Annotated in this window: 16 protein-coding genes and 1 pseudogene; 12 read left to right on the top strand and 5 right to left on the bottom strand. The window is 44.9% G+C overall.

Features of this window, described 5'->3' with window-relative positions; translation table 11 throughout:
- Positions 1 to 57 precede the first annotated feature (57 nt).
- From ABYU67_RS03800 to gspK, 7 genes and pseudogenes are all read left to right on the top strand, one after another.
- Positions 58 to 1,845 (top strand): GspE/PulE family protein, encoded by a 1,788-nt coding sequence (locus tag ABYU67_RS03800; RefSeq protein ID WP_372843678.1) that lies wholly within the window; start codon positions 58 to 60, stop codon positions 1,843 to 1,845.
- Positions 1,846 to 1,992: 147 nt separating this feature from the next.
- A pseudogene (locus ABYU67_RS03805) lies at positions 1,993 to 2,781 on the top strand (TatD family hydrolase).
- A gap of 232 nt (positions 2,782 to 3,013) precedes the next feature.
- Positions 3,014 to 3,697, top strand: coding sequence for a TetR/AcrR family transcriptional regulator (locus tag ABYU67_RS03810; protein ID WP_296193596.1), 684 nt, complete (start codon positions 3,014 to 3,016; stop codon positions 3,695 to 3,697).
- A 186-nt stretch (positions 3,698 to 3,883) separates the two neighbouring features.
- Positions 3,884 to 4,567: a prepilin-type N-terminal cleavage/methylation domain-containing protein gene (locus ABYU67_RS03815; RefSeq protein WP_372843679.1), complete on the top strand. Its 684-nt coding sequence runs from the start codon at positions 3,884 to 3,886 to the stop codon at positions 4,565 to 4,567.
- Between the two features lie 3 nt (positions 4,568 to 4,570).
- Positions 4,571 to 5,044 (top strand): type II secretion system minor pseudopilin GspI, encoded by a 474-nt coding sequence (gene gspI / locus ABYU67_RS03820; RefSeq protein ID WP_372843680.1) that lies wholly within the window; start codon positions 4,571 to 4,573, stop codon positions 5,042 to 5,044.
- Entirely contained in the window at positions 5,041 to 5,907 is an 867-nt protein-coding gene (gene gspJ, locus ABYU67_RS03825; RefSeq protein WP_372843681.1) for a type II secretion system minor pseudopilin GspJ, read from the top strand. Before gspI ends, gspJ begins: the two co-directional genes overlap by 4 nt.
- 3 nt (positions 5,908 to 5,910) lie before the next feature.
- Positions 5,911 to 7,014, top strand: coding sequence for a type II secretion system minor pseudopilin GspK (gspK, locus tag ABYU67_RS03830; protein ID WP_372843682.1), 1,104 nt, complete (start codon positions 5,911 to 5,913; stop codon positions 7,012 to 7,014).
- Positions 7,015 to 7,061: 47 nt separating this feature from the next.
- Here the strand turns inward: gspK and ABYU67_RS03835 are convergent, their stop codons facing one another.
- The 5 genes from ABYU67_RS03835 to ABYU67_RS03855 form a co-directional block, all read right to left on the bottom strand.
- The gene (locus ABYU67_RS03835) at positions 7,062 to 7,745 is read right to left on the bottom strand and encodes a TetR family transcriptional regulator (protein ID WP_372843683.1); all 684 of its coding nucleotides are present in this window, start codon (positions 7,743 to 7,745) and stop codon (positions 7,062 to 7,064) included.
- Positions 7,746 to 7,850: 105 nt separating this feature from the next.
- Positions 7,851 to 9,296, bottom strand: coding sequence for a deoxyguanosinetriphosphate triphosphohydrolase (locus ABYU67_RS03840; protein ID WP_372843684.1), 1,446 nt, complete (start codon positions 9,294 to 9,296; stop codon positions 7,851 to 7,853).
- 144 nt (positions 9,297 to 9,440) lie between these two features.
- Complete coding sequence (gene ychF, locus ABYU67_RS03845; protein WP_372843685.1) at positions 9,441 to 10,532, bottom strand: redox-regulated ATPase YchF; 1,092 nt, start codon at positions 10,530 to 10,532, stop codon at positions 9,441 to 9,443.
- Positions 10,533 to 10,719: 187 nt separating this feature from the next.
- Positions 10,720 to 11,466, bottom strand: a complete 747-nt coding sequence (locus ABYU67_RS03850) for a hypothetical protein (protein ID WP_372843686.1) — start codon at positions 11,464 to 11,466, stop codon at positions 10,720 to 10,722.
- Positions 11,467 to 11,656: 190 nt separating this feature from the next.
- Positions 11,657 to 12,079 (bottom strand): tetratricopeptide repeat protein, encoded by a 423-nt coding sequence (locus tag ABYU67_RS03855; protein ID WP_372843687.1) that lies wholly within the window; start codon positions 12,077 to 12,079, stop codon positions 11,657 to 11,659.
- 483 nt (positions 12,080 to 12,562) lie between these two features.
- On the opposite strand from ABYU67_RS03855, the gene ABYU67_RS03860 reads away from it, so the two are divergent.
- From ABYU67_RS03860 to ABYU67_RS03880, 5 genes are all read left to right on the top strand, one after another.
- Positions 12,563 to 13,774 carry an MFS transporter gene (locus ABYU67_RS03860; protein WP_372843688.1) on the top strand — a complete coding sequence of 404 codons (1,212 nt, stop codon included), beginning with the start codon at positions 12,563 to 12,565 and terminating at the stop codon, positions 13,772 to 13,774.
- Positions 13,775 to 14,003: 229 nt separating this feature from the next.
- Positions 14,004 to 15,689, top strand: coding sequence for a fatty acid--CoA ligase (locus ABYU67_RS03865; RefSeq protein WP_372843689.1), 1,686 nt, complete (start codon positions 14,004 to 14,006; stop codon positions 15,687 to 15,689).
- Between the two features lie 233 nt (positions 15,690 to 15,922).
- A complete protein-coding gene (locus tag ABYU67_RS03870; protein ID WP_372843690.1) occupies positions 15,923 to 17,983 on the top strand; it encodes a propionate--CoA ligase in 2,061 nt (686 codons plus the stop codon).
- Positions 17,984 to 18,289: 306 nt separating this feature from the next.
- Positions 18,290 to 19,774: a CoA-acylating methylmalonate-semialdehyde dehydrogenase gene (locus ABYU67_RS03875; RefSeq protein ID WP_372843691.1), complete on the top strand. Its 1,485-nt coding sequence runs from the start codon at positions 18,290 to 18,292 to the stop codon at positions 19,772 to 19,774.
- A 63-nt stretch (positions 19,775 to 19,837) separates the two neighbouring features.
- Complete coding sequence (locus ABYU67_RS03880) at positions 19,838 to 20,998, top strand: acyl-CoA dehydrogenase family protein (RefSeq protein WP_372843692.1); 1,161 nt, start codon at positions 19,838 to 19,840, stop codon at positions 20,996 to 20,998.
- Positions 20,999 to 21,156: the final 158 nt, after the last annotated feature.

The raw sequence follows: 21,156 nt of genomic DNA on the forward strand, positions 1-21,156 counted from the left end.
ACATTGCAGTGCATATAATCATTAATGATACGACTTAAACCATAAAAGAAGAAAATTATGCCCGCTCAACCGTACTCGATAGTGATTGATTTACGTTGGTGTCTTGATGAGTTGTTGGCAGATAAAGTCATCGATCAACGCGGCTATAATTTCGTTATTACCAGTCGCCGCACTAAGGGGCAGCATCCGCTATTGACCATTAGTGAGTTTGGTCTGCCAAATAGTCATGCGCTTGATAGTCATTCTGACAATAAGTTAACGCTGGCATGGTTAAATCAATGGTTAGCTGCCAAAGCAGATATGCCACTGGTGCGTATTGATCCGTTAAAGGTAGATGTACCGGCGGTCACGCAGCTGATGTCGTTTGAGTATGCGCGCTCGCAGCATATTTTGCCGATTGAGGTGACACTTGATGAAGTGGTTATCGGTACCGATCAGCCGTTTTATACCGACTGGCATGGCAATATCGAAAAGCTCATTAAGTCAAAAAGCTATCGTACGGTTTTTATCAATCCTGAACAAATCAATCGCTACCGGCAAGAGTTCTATCAAGTCACGCAAGCAATAGCGGGCGCGAACTCCCTACATAAGCGGTCGGCGTCTGATATTACCAATGTCGAAGCGCTATTGCAGCTGGGCGATAATACCAACCCCGATGCCAATGACCAACATATTGTCAAAGTGGTTGATTGGCTATTGCAATATGCTTTTGAGCAGCGTGCAAGCGACATTCATCTAGAGCCACGCCGCGAGATGGGCAAGGTACGCTTTCGTATTGATGGCGTATTGCATAGTGTGTATGAGATGCCACTTGCGATTATCGTCGCAGTAACGGCACGTATTAAAATCTTGGGAAGGCTCAATGTCGCAGAAAAGCGCAAGCCGCAAGATGGACGACTAAAAACCCGTACGCCCAAAGGCTTAGAGACTGAGCTGCGTTTATCCACGATGCCGACTGCTTTTGGTGAAAAGCTGGTCATGCGGGTATTTGACCCTGAGGTACTGGTGCGCTCATTTGCTCAGCTTGGCTTATCTGGTAAGCAGCTTGAGACGTGGCACGAGCTGACCGCGCATCCAAACGGTATTATATTGGTCACTGGTCCGACAGGTTCGGGTAAGACGACCACCTTATATAGTACGCTCAAGCAATTAGCTACTGAGCAGGTCAATGTCTGTACTATTGAAGACCCGATTGAAATGATTGAGCCCACCTTTAATCAAATGCAGGTCAATCCAGGGGTTGATTTGCATTTCGCTGATGGTATTCGCTCTTTGATGCGCCAAGACCCTGATATCATAATGGTCGGTGAGATTCGCGATGCTGAGACTGCCAATATGGCGGTGCAAGCATCGTTAACAGGGCACTTGGTACTATCGACTCTGCATACTAACGATGCGCCAAGCTCAATCACCCGTCTGCATGATTTGGGTATTCAGCCTTTTTTAACCTCGGCCACGATACTGGGCATCATGGCGCAGCGTCTGTTACGGACATTATGTCCGCATTGTAAGCAAGCCTTCAATGTAGGCCAAGACAGCGAGATTGCTATTCAGTGGCAAGAATTGGTACAGCCGTGGCGCGCGTCCGTGCCAGCGCAGATTTATAAGGCACAGGGTTGCGAGCATTGCCGCCATACGGGTTATCAAGGTCGAGTTGGACTGTATGAGATCATGCCCTTATCGAATGAGCTAAAGAAGCTGGTTGCCGCTGATGCCAATTTAGATGCGCTTAAACAACAAGCATACCGTGAAGGCGTACAGCCGCTGCGCTTATCTGGAGCAAAGCGTATTAGTGAAGGGGTAACGACCATAGAAGAGGTAATGCGCGTAGTTCCGCTTCATTAAAAGCTGCCTTTGCATTAAAAATAAGCTTGCTAATCATGACTTGAAAAGCGCCCTTATCAAAGCAATGAATACTCTTACGATTGCTAAGTCTTTTTCTAAGACATTGTTCTAAGATATTTTATTTATTTTTTAATAACGAGATTACTTATGTTTACCGATAGTCACTGTCATCTTAACCGTTTAGATTTGACCAAGTACGACGGTCAATTGTCAGGCGCTATTGCCGCGATGAAGGAAGCCAATGTCACTCGTGCCATGGCGATTATGTGTGATTTTGCTGAATACGATGAAATTGCCAATATCGTCAAAACATATGGCGATGACACCTTAAATCTTGGTATGAGCGTCGGCATTCATCCTTGTGAGGACATCGATGTCTTACAAGCGGCAACCGTTGAGCGTTTGATAGAAACGGCAAATGCTGACCATGTATGGGCAATAGGCGAGACGGGATTGGATTATTATTGGTCGACAGAAAATAAAAAAGCACAGCAAGACAGCCTTGCCCGTCATATTCATGCCAGCCAAAGCCTGAAAAAACCGCTTGTTATCCATATGCGTGATGCCAAAGAAGATACCATTGATATTCTAAAAGCAGAAGGTGCAGAACATGGCATTATTCATTGCTTTACTGAGGATTGGGAGACGGCCAAACGTGCTTTGGACTTAGGGTTTTATATCTCATTCTCTGGCATTGTTAGCTTTAAGAGTGCACAAAATATCAAAGATGCAGCGCAAAATATGCCAAGGGACAGAATACTCATCGAAACCGACAGCCCTTATTTAGCGCCTGTGCCAAAACGTGGTCGACCCAATTAGCCGGCATATGTGCCTTATGTCGCCAGCTGTATCGCAGAGATGTACGGTTGTAGTGCAGAGGAAGTGGGAATGTTGACTGCAAAAAACTTTGAGAATTTACTGGCGCAGTACCAGTAAAATGGTTATGCTATGACCACTCAGTCATTTATTGACCATGCGACCGTTTATCGATGATATATTGATAGATACAAACATAACTGCATGATTATAAACGATTAATTAGTAAACATAAGCATATTCCTTTATTGTGGTGCTCGCGCAGACATGGTATGGCTTCATACTCTAGAGGGCGATAGACCAATGCAAACTGTGGTCATATGCATGATATTGTCAAGTTTTAGGAGAGGTTATGAGTCGTCAGCATCAATTCAAGGCACGAGAAGAGAATATCTTAGCAATGGCGGAGCAGTTGCTACTTGAGTCAGGCGATGGTGATATCACTTTAGACAGTTTGGCAGACCAGCTTGATTTGGCCAAAGGTACCCTGTATAAACATTTTTCTAGTAAAGATGAGCTCTACTTGCGTATTATTATTCGTTACGAAGAGCAGTTGTTTGAGATTAACCGTATTGATGACTGTCCATCGGCAGGCGTCGCACGTATGATTTTCCAGCAACTGTTTAATCCGCAAAAAGCCATGCTACTGAACCAAATTGAAGAGCGTTTGGCGGCATCGGTGACGGGTTTGAATCGCCTGTTTGGTGAGCTTTACGATATTCGTCGTCAGCGCATGAAGCGTTTGATTGATATTATCAGTGCGTATCTTCAAGAGCAGCATAGCAGCTTAAGTACGCGCGATTATTTGTCCTCGATTTGGGCGATGGGTCAAGGCGGCGCAGGATTATTAAACTCAAGTTTTTATCAGCGCTACTTAGGTCGCCGTGATACCTTGCGTTATGCTTTTGTGCAGCAAATGCTTGAGTTGCCAAGCCATTATCCAGCGGTCGATGACGAGGTGATGGATGAGGATATGCAAGAGCTGGTAGAGCAAATAGAAACTGAGTCAGAAGAACACCGTAATACCAATTACTAGCTTTTTATTCTATTTTAAACGCAGTCAGCTATTATTTTATAACGGTCCGTGTTGTTATCTTCTGTATGGCAGCACATTAACCTTTATTGGTTACAATCAATCCTTTCTCGTTTGATATCACATCCAATATAACGTCATTTTTAAAGCAATGACGCCATCCTAGATGATTTCTGTATGTCAAAATGCATGTCAAAACCCTCATCATTGATGACAGCTCATCATACCCAATCTGGCTTTACGCTGGTTGAAATCGTCGTCGTCGTCGTTATTTTATCTATCTTTGCTGGCATGATGAGTTTATCGGTCGGTAGTAGCGAATCGCGTAAAAACCGCGCTTTTTATGAGCATCTGACAGATTCATTGAGCTACGTTCGGCTGTTATCGGCTGAGCGTATGCAGCCGATGGGTTTGAGCCTGCAAGCAAATAAGCAAGGTCAAGTTGCTCCGGTTATCGTTACGCTATCCAATCCTTATATCGCTTATCAAACAGACAGTTCAACGTCTTCTAGTGGCGATAGCACATCCAAAAATTCAATGGAGCTGTCCGCTGACTTAGCCAATATGTCAACCTCTGGAGGCAATACATTACCGACGCCAAGTTGGGAGCTTGAGCCGGAAGTTAGCTTACCTGAGTTGCCCGCTGGGGTGAGCTTGGCCATACAAAGCCTAGATGCTGGAGATGTATCCAGTACAGGACAACATCAAGCGTTACAGCCGTGGTTTACCGACCAAAACGTACCACAAGTTTTATGGTTTGGCACAGGGCAAGCGGCACCGGTTACCATCGAGATACGCCATCATTCACGCTTGGTCGGTGAGGTTATCACCCTGATGCCTGATGGCAGTATATCGATAGGAAAAGGGTCTTAGCGGATGACTAATAATGACAATTTTGCTCAAATAGGCCAAACGCCTACTGCATCCAAGCACGAGAGCGGATTTACCTTAATAGAAGTAATGGTTGCTTTGGCAATTTTAGCAGTAGTGGCAGTTGCGGCGAGCCGTGCAAGTAGCGCTTATTTGAGCTCGGTAGATGTGCTGCGTACGCGCACGCTTGCGCATTTTGTTGCCCAAAATGCTGCTGCTGATTTGCGTATTCAAGGGACATGGCTAACAGCTAACAGTACCCAAACTATCAATGCTCAAGGTCGTGACTGGCAAATTACGATGACTGTAAGCGGCGGTATAACGCCAGCATTAAAAGAGGTGAATATCGCCGTTGCGCCCATCATAGATGGTCAAGCGGGTAACGCGGTTAATGATATCAATATGATACTTAGCAATCCTGAGCAAGAGATAGGCAGTTTGGATTTGACCGGCGCAAACCCAAATGGAGGTATTCTGTGAGATCGCAGCATGGATTTACCTTGCTTGAGCTGATGGTTGCCATGGCGATATTTGCCATGCTTGCAGTGGCAGGCTGGCAGGTATTCGATAGCGTTAACCGCGCTCGAGAACGGGCCCAGCTCCATGCAGATAACTTGGCTGTATTACAATATGCGTACTTACAATTACAGCAAGATATGGGACAAATCATTCCTTATCAAGCAGTAGATACTCAAAATACGGCTGCCCTAAATGTTGATAAGGCAAATAATAGCAATCAAGAAAATGCGCTACAGCCTGCGCCTGAGCCTTTTATGAGGGTGGATAATGAGCGTATCAGCTTTGTCCGTTTTGCTGATCCTGATCCCCGTTATCAAAGCAGTCCTAGCATGCAGCACGTTGAATATATTTTTGCTGATGAGCGTTTAATTCGCCGTCAATATGCCAGTATAGGGGGAGGCAGTGATAGCATCAGCTTGGATAGTGTCTTGCTTGAAGGCGTGACAGCAGGGCAATGGCACGCGTATTTGCCAGAAATCAGTACAAAGTTTCCCAGTAAAGACAATAATAACAGTGCCAGCTTGAACAGCCAATTTGGACAAGGGGCGGTGTCAACTACGGCTCAGACTGAGGCTGCTGAGACAATGCTGCTACCGAAAGGAGTTGCTATCACTTTTACTTATCAAGATATGCCGATCACTTGGCAGTGGGCGCTTGCTGTCCAGCCAATACCAAATAATCATGCAAATAAAAATAATACCCCTGATAATTCTAACGGCAACGGCAACGGCAACGGCAACGGCAACGGCAACGGCAACGGCAACGGCAACAGTGATACAGCCAATGGCAATGTAGATAATAATAATTCAGAGAACGGAATTTAATATATGCCAAGCATGCCCGCTATGCCCATGAAAGCCAATTCTCAGCGCGGTGTCGCACTACTGACTATTTTATTATTAGTGGTCAGTATTACAGTGGTTGCAGGAGCGATGCTTGCCAGCCAAAAAATTGCCATTAGACGCAGCGGCTTGTTATTTGATCAAAACCAGCTCTTACACGATATCGACGCCGGTCAGCAATTGGCCGTTACGATGATTCGTGCTGATGCTCATCTTAATGACACTGATAGCGTGCAAGATATTTGGGCAAAGCCTATACCTCCTTATACTTTAGGCACGCATAGTATTGGCATTGAGATGCGTGATGAAGCCAGTCGCTTTAACATCAATAATCTCTATCAAAATGGGGCAGTTGATACACCAGCTTTAATCGTCTTTGAAAGGCTTTTGACCCAATTGAATTTGGCACCAGATATTGCTATTGCTATCCTTGATTATCAAGATGCAGACAGTGAAGTTTACCGAGATGGCGGTGATGAAAGTACGGTTTACAGTCAGCAGTCAAATGGTTCAGCAGATAGCGACGTGCCCAATCAAGGATTGGTCAATATGGATCAGCTGCAAAATGTGAAAGGTGTCAATGCGGAGGTATTGGCAGCGTTACGACCTTATATCACAGTAGTGCCGCATTATTTGCCTATTAATATCAATACAGCCAGTCCGGTAGTACTGGCTGCTCTAATCGATGGCGCAACTGCTCAGCAAATGCAAAGCATCGTTGAGCTGCGAGAAAAGCAGGTATTCGAATCGATTAATGAGATATGGCAGCTGCCAATGTTGAGTACGCTTGATGAAAAGCAGCGAAAAGCCATTACACCTTTATTAGCTGTTGATAGCCAAGCGTTTACAGCACTTATCACTGCTACGGATAATGCAACTGTTGGTCAGGTAAGACAGCGCTATGCAACCATTATTATTAGTAAGACTGCGACAGATAATATAGGCAATAGCAGCAATACGAACGATGGTGCCAGTAATGCCAATAGCGCTAATAGTAATAATAGCAGTGACAAGAATACTGACAACAAAAAGCCCAAAGAGGTTCGCGTGGTGACGCAGCGACTTTGGGCTTTTCGACCAAGCTTTTGATGGTTATCATGAAATAATAACTACCAAATGGCACTCAAAGATATCTGTTATTCATCACTTAGATGGGTTTCTTCAGTAGATTTCCAATTATAAGCGCCATAAAATAACATCTGCGCTTGGCGCGTACAATTATGTAGCATCAGCTGCTTGCGCTGCTCAATTTCAGCCAAGTCCACTTCATCATCATGATCTTCAGTATAGGTCAGCTCTAGCCAATCGATAATCCAAGAAAAGAACATATTGACCCCAGCCTCAGCCAGCAGTCTGCGATCATAAGTATTAATATGGGTAAACGCCGGCTGTAGCGCCAAGTCGTCTGCTAGGCTTTGTCCATGCTGTTTGATAAGCTCATTGATGGCTTTGCGGACAGCATCCGAGCCACCATAGCGCTCACTGACCAAAAACTGCCAATAGTATGGTTGCTCGCTGACCATATGTAAAAATAGCTGAATACTCTTGGCGATTTGACGCTCAAAGCTGCGTTTACGTCCAATATGTAGACTCTCACTTAAAGTTGCTAAGGTACCGCCCAGCTCCTCAATCACCAAAGCGCGACCAAGCGATTCCATATCGTCAAAATGGCGATAAAATGCGGTCGGCACCACACCAACCTCGCGCGTGACTTGCCTGAGACTAATAGAGCTAAAAGATTGTCCTGTCATACATAAATCAAGCACTGCATTAAAAAAGGCGTGCCGAGTTTGAAGTTTTTTTTGTTCGCGACTGCTCATAATATTTCAAAATTAACCAATAGATGTCTATCATACTCATTTCATTGTAAAAATACGAATAAAATAGCTCGGTTTAGCGGATAATTTGATTTTTAGACCTAGGTTCTAGACGATGGTTCCCCAATGTCCCTGTAGTTCTTGTGCCAAACGATAAGCTTCATGGTCATTCATACCCGTTATAAAGTCTAAGACATTGAGCATATTTTGATAAATATCATCTGTTAAAACGCGGTGATGCTCATCAAGATGTGGCTGTAGCAACATAAGCAGTCGCTGTTGCTCAAAGGACATCGGTGTGCTTATCTCATTTGTCCAAGCTAACGGCATAAAAGCATCTAACAGGCGATGCAGACATTGATTGGCCATTAGCTCCATGCGCACTTTACTTGGATGATTAAAGATTTTTTCACGCGCCAAATCTTTGGCTTTAGTAATACCCTGTTGAACGGTCGCATCACAGTGAGCAAATAGGCTCCCTTGTAATGTACCCGCTAGCATCGCCTCGCTATTATCAACAAAGGCATCAGTGACGGTATTGACCAATCGCATCATTGCCCGTGCACGTAGCGACGCCAAATGTTGCCTGATGGACATATGCGCAGGCAAGCTAATGGTACAAGGTCGCTCACCAATCAGCTCATAAAATATCGCTGCAACCTCGTGATACGTCAGCATATTTAGATTGATACCATCTTCTAAGTCTATCAGCGCATAGCAAATATCGTCGGCAGCTTCTAATAAGTACGCCAGCGGATGACGGGCATAACCACCATGGTGCAATGAGCGCGGCAAATGGAGGTGGGCTGCCAGCTTCTCAAGCTGACTAGCTTCACTATCAAAGCAGCCAAATTTCTGTGCCTTTTTTTCTGCCTGAGCGGATATCCTGCTCTGCAGCGTGCTTTGATGACTGCTTTGAAGGTCATGATTACTATGCGTTGCAAGCCAAGGGTATTTCATAAACGCGCCTAGCGTGGCACAAGTCAAGCGCATACCGCCCACATCAGGGTGATGCTCATTACGGGTAAGTATGCGAAATCCTTGTGCGTTACCCTCATAAGCCAGCAAGTCTAATTGCTCATTGTGGCTCATATTGTTCAGAATAGTTTGACGTTTAGAATCCATAAACCAGTCACGAATAGCATATTCTCCTGCATGCCCAAACGGCGGATTGCCGATATCATGGGCAAGGCAGGCCGCTTGTACGATGACGCCGATATCAGCGGGCGATACGCCATCTGGTAAGCCGCCATCCAGTTTATCATGTAGCTTCTCTGCTGCCATAATACCCAAAGAGCGCCCAATACAAGAAACCTCTAGCGAATGCGTAAGTCGGGTATGAATACCGAGCTGATTGGTCAATGGGTGAACTTGCGTCTTTTGATTTAGCTGCCGAAAAGAGTGTGAAAACACCAATCGGTCGTAATCTTTGTGAAAAGAAGAGCGCGCACTGTCCTCGGCAGGGGCTTTTTTATGGCTGCCTAAACGCTGGGCACTAAATAGTGTTGCCCAATGGCTACGGCTATTTAAGGGTTTATTGATAAGGGTGATCATAGTACCTAATCCTTTATTCTTATTATTTAATGGTTGTCGCTCCCAGTATAATAAAAAAAGCCAGCATCAAGGCTGGCTTTTGGTTGTTCTATGCTAAGACTGTGTAAACACGCTATCTAGTGTTAGATGTTAAAAGGTTAAGCCTTAAACGTTAAAACGGAAATGCATCACATCGCCATCTTGCACGATATAGGTTTTGCCTTCTAAGCGTGATTTACCGGCAGCGGCAGCGCCTTTTTCGCCGTTATATTCAATAAAATCATCATAAGCAATGACTTCAGCGCGAATAAAACCACGCTCAAAATCGGTATGAATCACACCAGCGGCTTGAGGAGCGGTTGCACCAACAGCGACTGTCCATGCGCGGACCTCTTTTACACCAGCGGTAAAGTAAGTCTGCATATCAAGCAAATCATAACCACCACGAATCACTTGATCAAGACCGGCCTCTTCCATGTCCATCTCAGCTAAGAAGTCTTTTTTATCGTCTTCATCAAGCTGAGCAATCTCAGATTCGATTTGGTTGCATAGCGCGATAACGATAGAGTCTTCGCCCGTCGCATAGTCACGTACCGCATCAAGATATGGATTATTCTCAAAGCCGTCCTCAGCAACGTTAGCGATATACATGGTAGGCTTTAGTGTGATTAGACCATAACTTCTGATGAGTTTTTTCTCATCGCTATCAAGGTTTGCTGCACGTGCCGCTTTACCTTCTGCTAATAATGGCTCAACTTTTTTAAACACATCAAGCAATGCTTGCGCGTCTTTATCGCCACCTTTCGCCTTTTTGGTTTGGTTGTGGATAGCACGCTCAACAGCCTCTAAATCTGCCAATGCAAGCTCGGTATTGATGGTTTCGATATCATCGATAGGGCTGACGCGACCATCAACGTGGACGACGTTATCATCATCAAAACAGCGTACCACGTGAGCAATGGCATCAGTCTCGCGGATATTGGCTAAGAACTGGTTGCCCATGCCTTCGCCTTTTGAGGCGCCAGCGACCAAACCTGCAATGTCGACAAATTCCATCGTTGTCGGCAATACGCGCTCAGGGTTGACGATATCAGCCAGTTTTTTCAGGCGTGGGTCAGGTACTGGAACGATACCAGTATTGGGATCTTTGGTACAAAATGGAAAGTTTTCAGCGGCGATACCCGCTTTGGTCAAGGCGTTAAACAGGGTGGATTTACCCACGTTTGGTAGACCGACAATGCCGCAATTAAAACCCATAACATGCTCTCAATATAGTAATAAAATCAGTCAGTATAAGACTTGGTGCTTAGTCATTATAAAGCTTGGTAAAATAGTCACTCAAAATTGGGCGTATTGTAGCAAATTTCAGCCAAAATGGGTGAGGTTGTTATATAGGTTAAGTGGATTTTCATAAATCAAGGGTCTTTATTTATATTATCCGTCATTACGCGTTTTCAAGCTTAGGACGTGCTTTTGCAATCGCTTTTAATAAGGCTTTCTCAAACTCACCCTCTTTAAATTTGACCAAATAAGAATGTGCTGCGCAAAAGTTGCGTACCTCGCGCCAGTCATGCGCCAAGTTGCTTGCCCAATCGCAGTATTGCTTACCGGCGTCTGGCTCATTTTTCAGCGCTTTTTTGGTCGTTGGATGCAGCAATAACTCAGGCAACACCGCTTCTAGTAATTTGGTCGGCGGACTCATAAACGTATCGTCAACGTGTAAGCTGTTACTGGCAGGATGGAATACCAGCAGCGAACCTGCATGGATCATCTCATTGGGTGCGATATAGTGGATGCCTTGTGATAGCGAAAATTCAAGCTCGGTATAACGCTTAGCGACCGCATCACTTTCGACCAACTCTTCTGCCCACTGTACCTCAGGTACTTTTTTATGATGGCGACTGCTGCCATAAAAGGTTGCTTGCGGAAAATCTTTTGCCATCTGCGCGCAGTGTACCGTATGAAAAGGATGCACGTTCAGCACGGCTTCGACATCTTGCCCATTATTGGTTAGCGTCATTACTTGCGCTCGTACCTCATCAGTCAAGGTATAGCTGTCTAAAAAAATAAACCGCCCAGAGGCAAGCTTAATCAATGAGCAATGCGTGCCGATATTCAGCACACCGCCTAGGCGAAACGTACCACGAATGTTCCAAAATCCTGCACCCAAATCTATGATTTTATCGCTCATTAATACGTATCCTTATGGTTTGTTTTCTTAAAGTATATTAATGGCCTTACGGCTACTAATATATCGTCAGGTGTATGTATAGGTATATAAAGTTTGCCATAAAAAAGATAGCAGGATATGTACCAACATACGAAGGTAAAAATGTATTGATTTGATGTTATGTTGGCATCGGATTGAAATTTTGAGCGGTTTACTCTACTAACAACTTGGTAAGCAATTCATCGATTTCCGCTTTAAACTCTTTATCTTCGATTTTATTGGCAGTGATTTTTGCGTTTTGTAGGCTAGTGATTGCAGTATCTTTTTGTCCCAACTCAACTTGAATAACCGCCATCGAAAACGCAATCGATGATAAATGGTCTTTTGAGTTGATGGCTTTGGCTTTCTCAAGCGCTTTGTCATAAATGACTAACGCTTCGTCAAAGTCTGCGGTGAAGTCTGCCAGCGTCTCCCATTGCTCTGGGTGGTCTTTATCAGTATTTTCATTATCGACACAAACTGCTTTTAGCTCGCCATACAGCCAATTAAAGGCTTCTTGATGTCCTTTTCTATCGGCTTCGAGCAGTTTTTCCGCTAAGGTATAGACGGACTTATATATTTTGGTATTAATCATGACTCACATCCTTCTTAAATTGAGCATAGTATTTTAGCTAAAGCGGCAGGTAATATATGTGATACTAGGGGCGGTACTGTAGCAGAAATGCGGACAAATCGTTATTTTACGCCCATTTTTGTGGCTGATAAGTGCCATATACAATCAGGGACTGTAAAATAGCACCCTACCTAGGCTGACTCAATAGGTGTTTGAGTTTATTCGCAGTTTGTTATTGAGCGCTTTATAAGCCGTTTTTATCGTTCTAGGCTTAAATTTGCAGGCTACTGCCATTCGAGCGATTACCATTAACGTGTTGAGCGTATGTTAATAACATAGCAAAATCTGAGTGTGATATGGGCTGTGATAAAATACTACTTCATTACTTTACTATTTCATTACTTTGACACTCAGCTATATATTTACCTTTTGTATTGTCACCTTTCTATTACCCACGCCCATTTAGCCTAAGCTAAAAGAGCCTTTTCTAAAGTCAGCACTCTTTTGAATAATCATATAAATAACAACACGACACAGATATCCTTTGATTCTCCTTCATGGATACTGAAGCTAACGATCGGTTTGATAGGAATGTTTGCCTTTTTGCAGGTATATTCTATCCAAGCTGTGTTGCCAGTACTAATGGTGGATTTTTCAGCTACTGAAGTGCAGGCAGGGATGGTTGTTGGTGCAACAGTAATGGCGATTGCTATCATGTCACCGTTTTTAGGGATGCTGTCTGATGCGGTCGGTCGCAAATCCTTTATTGTTGGTGCGTTACTATTTTTAGCGATACCCACAGCATTGATTGCCCAAAGCCCAAGTATTGGCTGGATGGGGATGTGGCGCTTCATGCAAGGATTGTCTGTCCCCGGTATTACGGTGGTGACCATTGCCTATATCGGTGAGGAATTTGAGGGGCGGGCTGTCACAGAGCTGATGTCTTTTTATGTCTCAGGTTCGGTACTCGGCGGCTTTATGGGGCGGTTTTTGCTGGGTCATCTGCATGAGTTGATAGGCTGGCGTGCAGGCTACTATGTGATGGCAGCCATGACACTTATCGGAGCTCTCTGGGTTGGCAAGATGTTGCCATCGTCGCAACATTTTGTGGCCAATCCAAATTTTCGCTCAGCGATGCAGACGCTGGGCGAGCATCTGACCAACCGTTACGTGGTAACGGCATGTTTGCTCGGTGCTTGTGTGCTGTTTTCACTCGTTGGCTGCTTTACCTTTATTAACTTGCATCTTGCTGGCACGCCTTATGAGCTTGGTACCGGCGCCCTTGCCAATATCTTTGCAGTATATTTAATCGGCGTCGTTATTACACCATTATCGACGACACTGTTACGCCGATTTGGGGCAGCGCGCACCGTTCGAGTGGCAGTAATCTTTTCGATGCTTGGGGCGTTATTAACGCTGGTCACGCCGCTATGGGGCATCGTTGTCGGGCTTGCTATTATGTCGTCAGGCGTCTTTGTCACCCAAGCGGCAACCATCAGTTATATCGCCGTCAATGTCAAAAAAGGACGTTCATTAGCCTCAGGTTTGTATTATATGGCGTATTATGCAGGTGGTACCATGGGTGCATGGCTATGCGGTATCGTTTATGCTCATGGGGAGTGGTCATTGACCGTTTGGCTATTATTATTTGTGCAAATATTGGCGCTTTTAGTGGCAAGTTTTGGCATGGTAAAAACAAAACCGCGTCCTGCTTAATGCCAGATAAATGAATATAAGAGATAGAATAAGCTATCATAAGCTCAGAGAGTGAAAGGCGATTATTTCTGAACACCGAGTATTGTCTTACTTACGTGTCACGCCTTTACATAAGGCTGGTTTTTTCTTACTATCAAGAGGTTATTGATAAAAATATCAGCCTGTAATTATACATGACAGTCAGTTTTTATCGGCACCCAAAAATACTATAAACAAGGACGTCAAACTTATGTCAAATATCTATCACAGCGCGCCATCTGCCTATGATTTTCCGCTATTGGTCAAGCAGTTATTAAACCGTGCCAAAACCGTCTCACAAGATCAAGAAATCATTTATGCAGATAAAAAACGTTTCACTTACAAAGATTTGTTTAATCGTATCAATCGTTTGGCAAATGTTCTAGATGGCTTAAATCTTGATGCTGGTGACGTGGTCGCTGTGATGGATTGGGACAGTCACCGCTATTTGGAATCCTACTTTGCTGTACCGATGTCAGAGTATATTTTGCAAACGGTCAATATCCGCCTGTCACCCGATAAAGTCCTTTATACCATCAATCATGCAAAACCAAAAGTTCTGCTACTCAATTCTGAATTTGCGCCACTGGTCAAAGATTATCAATTTGAAAACTCCAGCATCGAGCACATCATTTGGCTAGATGATAACGGTGTCACTTCTGACGGCGTATTCGGTGGCAATCAGAACCGTGTCAAAGGGGAATATGAAGCGCTACTTGATGGCGCTGCTGACCATTTTGATTTCCCAGATTTTGATGAAAATACCATTGCTACGACCTTTTATACCTCAGGTACGACAGGTGACCCAAAAGGGGTGTTCTTTAGTCATCGCCAATTGGTACTGCATACGCTGACTGAAGCGGCGTCGATTGGTATGTTGCCAAATAAGCAAGGCGTCAGCTATGGCGATGTGTATATGCCGATGACCCCGATGTTCCATGTCCATGCATGGGGTTTTCCATTTACGGCGACCATGACAGGACTGAAGCAAGTTTATCCGGGTCGTTATGCCCCCGATTTGTTGATGGATTTGATTATTAATGAGAAGGTCAGTATCACCCACTGTGTACCGACCATTTTGCAAATGATCCTCAAAGAAGCGCAAGATCGCGGTGCCAGCTTTAATGGTCTAAAAATGATCATTGGTGGTTCACGATTGACAGAGGGCTTGGCAAAAGCGGCGATGGATCAGGGTATTGAAGTCTATACCGGTTATGGGATGTCAGAGACTGCGCCTCTTATCAGTTTGACGGATTTTAGTCTTAATGAGCCGCAGCTGAGTCAAGAAGACGATATCGCCCGCCGTTGTATGACGGGTAAGCCTGTACTTATGGTAGATGCGCAAGTATGGGGAGGGAGCAATCAGCCGGTCGGTATGGGTCAAGACAATACTGGCGAGCTGGTATTACGCGCACCGTGGCTCACCCAAAGCTATCTAAAAAATGATGACGCTGGCAAAGAGCTATGGGAAAACGGTTATATGCACACCCAAGACATTGCTTATATACGTCCTGATGGCTATATCAAAATCACCGATCGCTTAAAAGATGTGATTAAATCAGGTGGCGAATGGATCTCCTCGCTAGAGATTGAGACAATCCTATCCCTACATCCTGCGGTAGCAGATGTGTCGGTGATTGGGGTGCCTGATCAGCAATGGGGCGAGCGTCCATTGGCACTGGTAGTACTTAAACCAAACTGCCAAGATACCAAAGCTGAAGATATCAAAGCTGAAGATATCAAAGCACTGGCCGAGCAGGCGGTATCACGCGGTATTATTCCAAAATACGGCGTGCCCAATCAGTTTAAGTTTGTCAACGAGCTACCAAAAACCTCGGTTGGTAAACATGACAAAAAAGTGATGCGTGAGATGTATGCCAATCAGACTGAAGTATAAACAGTCCGACGTATAATCTTTCACGTAGGTCAACTATTGAGCAGATAGCTTGCTTAACAGTTGACCTTTATGATTGGCTCTGCTACATTTTAAACCGATACACTAAATCGATACGTAGTGTATCGGTTTTTTAGTTTGGTAAGGATAGCTGGCCGGGATAGCCAGTCTTATATTATGATATTATCGGACACATCATATCGCATCACCCATCATTTATGCTAAGGACAGCTACTATGAGCGCGCAAACCGCCACTGCAATGACCAATCAAGCGTCAACCCCAACATTTCAGACACTCACTAGCACTCAAGCTGCTAGTACTCAAGAGTTTGCTGATATTTATCGCGCATCGATCGAAAATAAAGAAGCGTTTTGGGCAGAGCAAGCCAAGCGTATCTATTGGCATAAAGAGCCTGAACAAATCCTTGATGACAGTCATTTGCCATTTGCCAAGTGGTTTGTCGGCGGTGAAACCAATCTTTGTTATAACTGTGTCGATCGTCACCTTGCAGAGCGCGCAGAGCAGGACGCCTTTATTTGGCTGTCATCAGAGGTTAATCAAGAACTGATAGAGACCTATCCTGCTGTGGTCGATGCCTTTAAAGACTTGGGCAATAACGTTGAGTTTTATACCGATTACACCAAGCGCCGTTTGACTTATAACGACCTTTATAAAGAAGTGAATTATTTTGCCGATATATTAAAACGTCATGGTATTGAGAAGGGCGATCGTGTCATCATTTATATGCCGATGATTTTAGAAGCCGCTTATGCCATGCTCGCCTGTGCGCGTATCGGTGCGATGCATTCGGTGGTATTTGGCGGCTTTGCTGCCCATAACTTAGCCATTCGTATGGATGATGCTGAGGCAAAAATGGTCATCACAGTAGATGCTGGTTTGCGCGGTGGTAAAGTCGTCAATTATAAGAGCCTTGTCAATCAAGGTATTGAGCAGGCAACCACCAAGCCTGAGCATGTGGTGGTGGTCAACCGTGGTATTTTGCCGTTTGACGTAAAAGAGCTAGATGTCGACTATGCCACTGAGCGCCGGATCAGCTGTGAAGCCAATGCTATCGTCGAACCTGTATGGCTTGAGTCTAATACGCCATCATATCTGCTTTACACTTCTGGTACGACGGGCACACCCAAAGGCGTACAGCGTGATACGGGCGGTCATGCGGTCGCACTGACCACATCGATGGACTATATCTACGACGGTAAGGCGGGCGAGACGTTTTGGGCGATATCCGATATCGGCTGGGCTGTTGGGCATTCTTATACTATCTATGCGCCATTGCTCGCCGGCATGACCAGTGTTATGTATGAAGGCTTACCGCATCTACCAAATCCTGGTATCTGGTGGCGAATTGTAGAAGCCAACAAGGTTAATATCTTATTCACCGCACCGACTGGTGTACGTATGCTCAAAAAGCAAGATGAGACATGGATGACGCGTTACGATGTCTCAAGCGTCAAATCCTTCTTTTTGGCAGGTGAGCCACTAGATGAGTCGACTGCCAGCTGGCTGACCAAGCATTTAGGCGTACCGATTTTAGACCATTATTGGCAGACAGAGTCAGGTTGGCCGATTTTAAGTAATACGCCCAAGTTTAATGATAAAGCGCATAAACAAGGCTCACCTGGCTATCCTATGTATGGCTACGATGCGCAGGTCATCAATGAAGAAACTGGAGAACCATGTAAAGCGGGTGAAAAAGGTTTACTGGCAATTCGCGCACCCTTGCCACCGGGCTGTTTGACCACGGTTTGGCGTAATGATAAGCGCTTTATTGACAGCTATTTTAGCTTAACGGATAGCAATCAGTATTCGACGTCAGACTATGCAGTCGTTGATGAAGACGGCTATTTTCATATCCTAGGTCGTACTGATGATGTCATCAACGTCGCCGGTCATAGACTGGGTACTCAAGAGATTGAAGAGGCGATTAGTACCCATGCCGAGGTCGCAGAGTGCGCGGTGGTGGGTATTCAAGATGAGCTAAAAGGCGAGCTGCCGATAGCTTTTTGTGTGCTAAAAGACCATGAACTGGTGGCAACCACTGAAAACCGCTTCCGCCTTGAGCAGCAGGTCATTGGCGCGGTGGTAAAATCCTTAGGCGGTATTGCAAGGCCTGCGGCGATTTATTTCCCGCAAGCACTACCAAAGACACGCTCTGGTAAAATCTTACGCCGTGCCATTCGGGCGTTAGCAGAGGATAAGCCTACTGGTGATATGTCTACCCTAGATAATCCAACGGCCATCGATGCGGTCAAGCAATCTATGAAAGATTACTAGGCACATTTTTAGGCATGCTTTAAACAACACTTTAAAATTATCTTTATCTAAAAAGCTCATGAATGCTCATGGGCTTTTTTTATTGTCGCGAATAACTTACCAATAATGATAAATAAATCGGTCATTAACATTAACTTTGCTAAAAGCAACATAAAGAGCTTGACCCTAAAATTGTTTTATTGTTATAGTCAATAACGATACGAAATAAATCATTTTAAAATCATATAACAAAATGATAAATTCAAAACTTTCAATATTCTAAGACGTCAGCTAATGACAGTCTTGCAAACAAGATAAGGATATCTTATGCACCACGTTCAGCAGCTCATCAATGGTCGATTTGTTGATTCTAATACTAGCGAATGGATTGATATTACTGATCCTGCCACTCAAGAAGTCATTGCCAAAGTACCGCAAACCACTGATGATGAAATCAATCAAGCCGTCGCTGCCGCTCAAAAGGCTTTTCAAACGTGGCGCAAAACACCGATTACTACACGTGCTCGTATCTTTTTAAAGTATCAGGCGCTGATTCGCGACCATATGGATGAGCTGGCAGAAATCTTGACCGCAGAGCAGGGCAAGACGATTGCTGATGCACGCGGTGATGTGTTCCGTGGTTTAGAAGTGGTTGAGCATGCAGCGGGTATTGCCAACTTGCAGATTGGCGACTTTGTTGAAAACGTTGCCTCAGGCGTTGATACCTATAGTATTTGGCAGCCACTGGGTGTTTGTGCAGGCATCACGCCGTTTAACTTCCCAGCGATGATTCCACTGTGGATGTTCCCAATGGCGATTGCCACGGGTAATACTTTTATCTTAAAACCTTCTGAGCAGGATCCGATGGTGACCATGCGTCTGGTTGAGCTTGCGGTTGAAGCGGGTGTACCTGAAGGGGTGCTAAACGTCGTCCATGGCGGCAAAGCTACCGTTGATGCGATTTGTGATCATCCTGACATCAAAGCAGTCTCTTTTGTTGGTTCGACCAACGTCGGCAAACACGTTTATGAGCGTGCTAGTCAATCAGGTAAACGCGCTCAGTGTATGATGGGCGCGAAAAACCATGGCGTTATCCTGCCAGATGCCAATAAAGAGCAAACCCTTAATCAGCTAGCAGGTGCTGCCTTTGGCGCTGCTGGCCAACGTTGTATGGCGCTGTCTGTCGTTGTCCTAGTCGGTGCTGCAGGTGAGTGGATTGATGATATTAAGGCCAAAGCAGAAGGTTTAATAGTCTCAGCCGGTAAACATGATAAAGATTTGGGTCCATTGATTTCTCCTGCGGCAAAAGCGCGTGTTGAGCATTTGATTGGCACAGGGGTAGAAGAAGGAGCGAGCTTGATACTTGATGGTCGTGGCATTACGGTTGAAGGTTATGAAAAGGGCAACTTTGTAGGCCCAACTATCTTTGATAATGTCACTAGCGATATGCAAATTTATAAAGAAGAAATCTTTGGACCTGTCCTGTGTATCATGCGCGCTAATAGCTTAGATGAAGCGATAGAGATGCTGAATGCCAACCCGCATGGTAATGGTACGGCTATCTTCACTCAGTCAGGAGCTGCCGCGCATAAGTTCCAGCAAGACATCCAAGTCGGTCAAATCGGTATTAACTTGCCGATTCCTGTGCCACTACCGATGTTCTCATTCTCAGGCTCACGTGCTAGCAAGCTTGGTGATTTGGGTCCTTATGGTAAGCAAGCAGTGCAATTTTATACCCAAACCAAGACTGTTACGGCGCGCTGGTTTGATGATGAAGCAAGTCGCGGTGTCAATACGACTATTTCAATTTAACGCTGAATCACCTATATTTGCACTGACGACTTAATACACCCTATTCAGCACAAGGATGACCCCATGGATTTTTCATTAACCGATGACCAAATTGCCTTTCGCCAAACTGCCAGACAGTTTGCCCAAAAAGAGCTAAAGCCCAATGCCGCTGAATGGGATCGCACCTCGCACTTCCCAATTGATGTGATCAAAAAATCAGGCGAGCTTGGCTTTTTAGGGTTATATACCAACCCTGAATATGATGGCTTGGGCTTGCCGCGTTTAGATTCTGCCATGGTTTTTGAAGAGCTAGCATGGGGTGATACTGCGGTCGCTGCTTATATGAGTATTCATAATATGGCAGGCTGGATGATTGGTGAGTTTGGCAGTGATACATTGTGCAAAAAATATTTGCCAAATATGGTCAGTGGTGAATGGCTTGGCAGCTACTGCTTAACAGAACCTAATGCGGGCTCTGATGCCGCATCACTGCGCACCAAAGCCGATAAGCAAGGCGAATATTATGTCCTTAATGGCGAAAAAACCTTTATTTCAGGGGCGGGCTCAACCGATATATTGGTAGTCATGGCACGTACGGGCGGCGCAGGACCAAAGGGGATTTCAGCGTTCGTAGTTGATGCTGATAGCGCTGGTATTGAATACGGCAAAAACGAGCATAAAATGGGCTGGAAAGCACAGCCGACACGGACGATTAGCTTTAAAGATGTCAAAGTTCCAGTAGAAAATTTGATAGGCGAAGAAGGTCAAGGCTTTCGTATTGCTATGAAGGGGCTTGATGGCGGCCGGATTAATATTGGTATCTGTGCAGTAGGGACAGCGCAAGCGGCGCTTGAGACAGCGACCAATTACGTACAAGAGCGCAGTCAGTTTGGTAGCCCGATTGCCAGCTTACAGTCGGTTCAATTTAAGCTTGCCGATATGTTGACTCAAACCATCACCGCACGACAAATGCTGTATTTAGCGGCGAGCAAAGTCGATAATAACGATGCGCAAGCCTCTACTTATTGCGCAATGGCAAAGCGCTTATCGACTGATCTTTGTTTTGATGTCGCTAACGAAGCACTGCAACTACACGGTGGTTACGGCTATCTCAATGAATATCCGCTTGAGCGTCATGTGCGAGATTTGCGCGTACATCAAATTTTGGAAGGCACCAATGAGATTATGCGCGTGATTGTCTCGCGTCAGCTCATGCAAGACGAGGCATTGAGCCAGCTGCGCTAACCTATTATATGAATAAAATGATTTTATGATAAGGATGTTTGATCATGACGGATTATACCAACTTAAAACTATCGATTGATGGTCATACTGCAACGCTAACATTGAACAACCCACCTGCTCATACGTGGACGATGGACAGTCTTAAGGCGCTTAAGCAA

It is taken from the genome of Psychrobacter sp., from assembly GCF_041554015.1.
In the GTDB taxonomy this organism is placed as follows: domain Bacteria; phylum Pseudomonadota; class Gammaproteobacteria; order Pseudomonadales; family Moraxellaceae; genus Psychrobacter.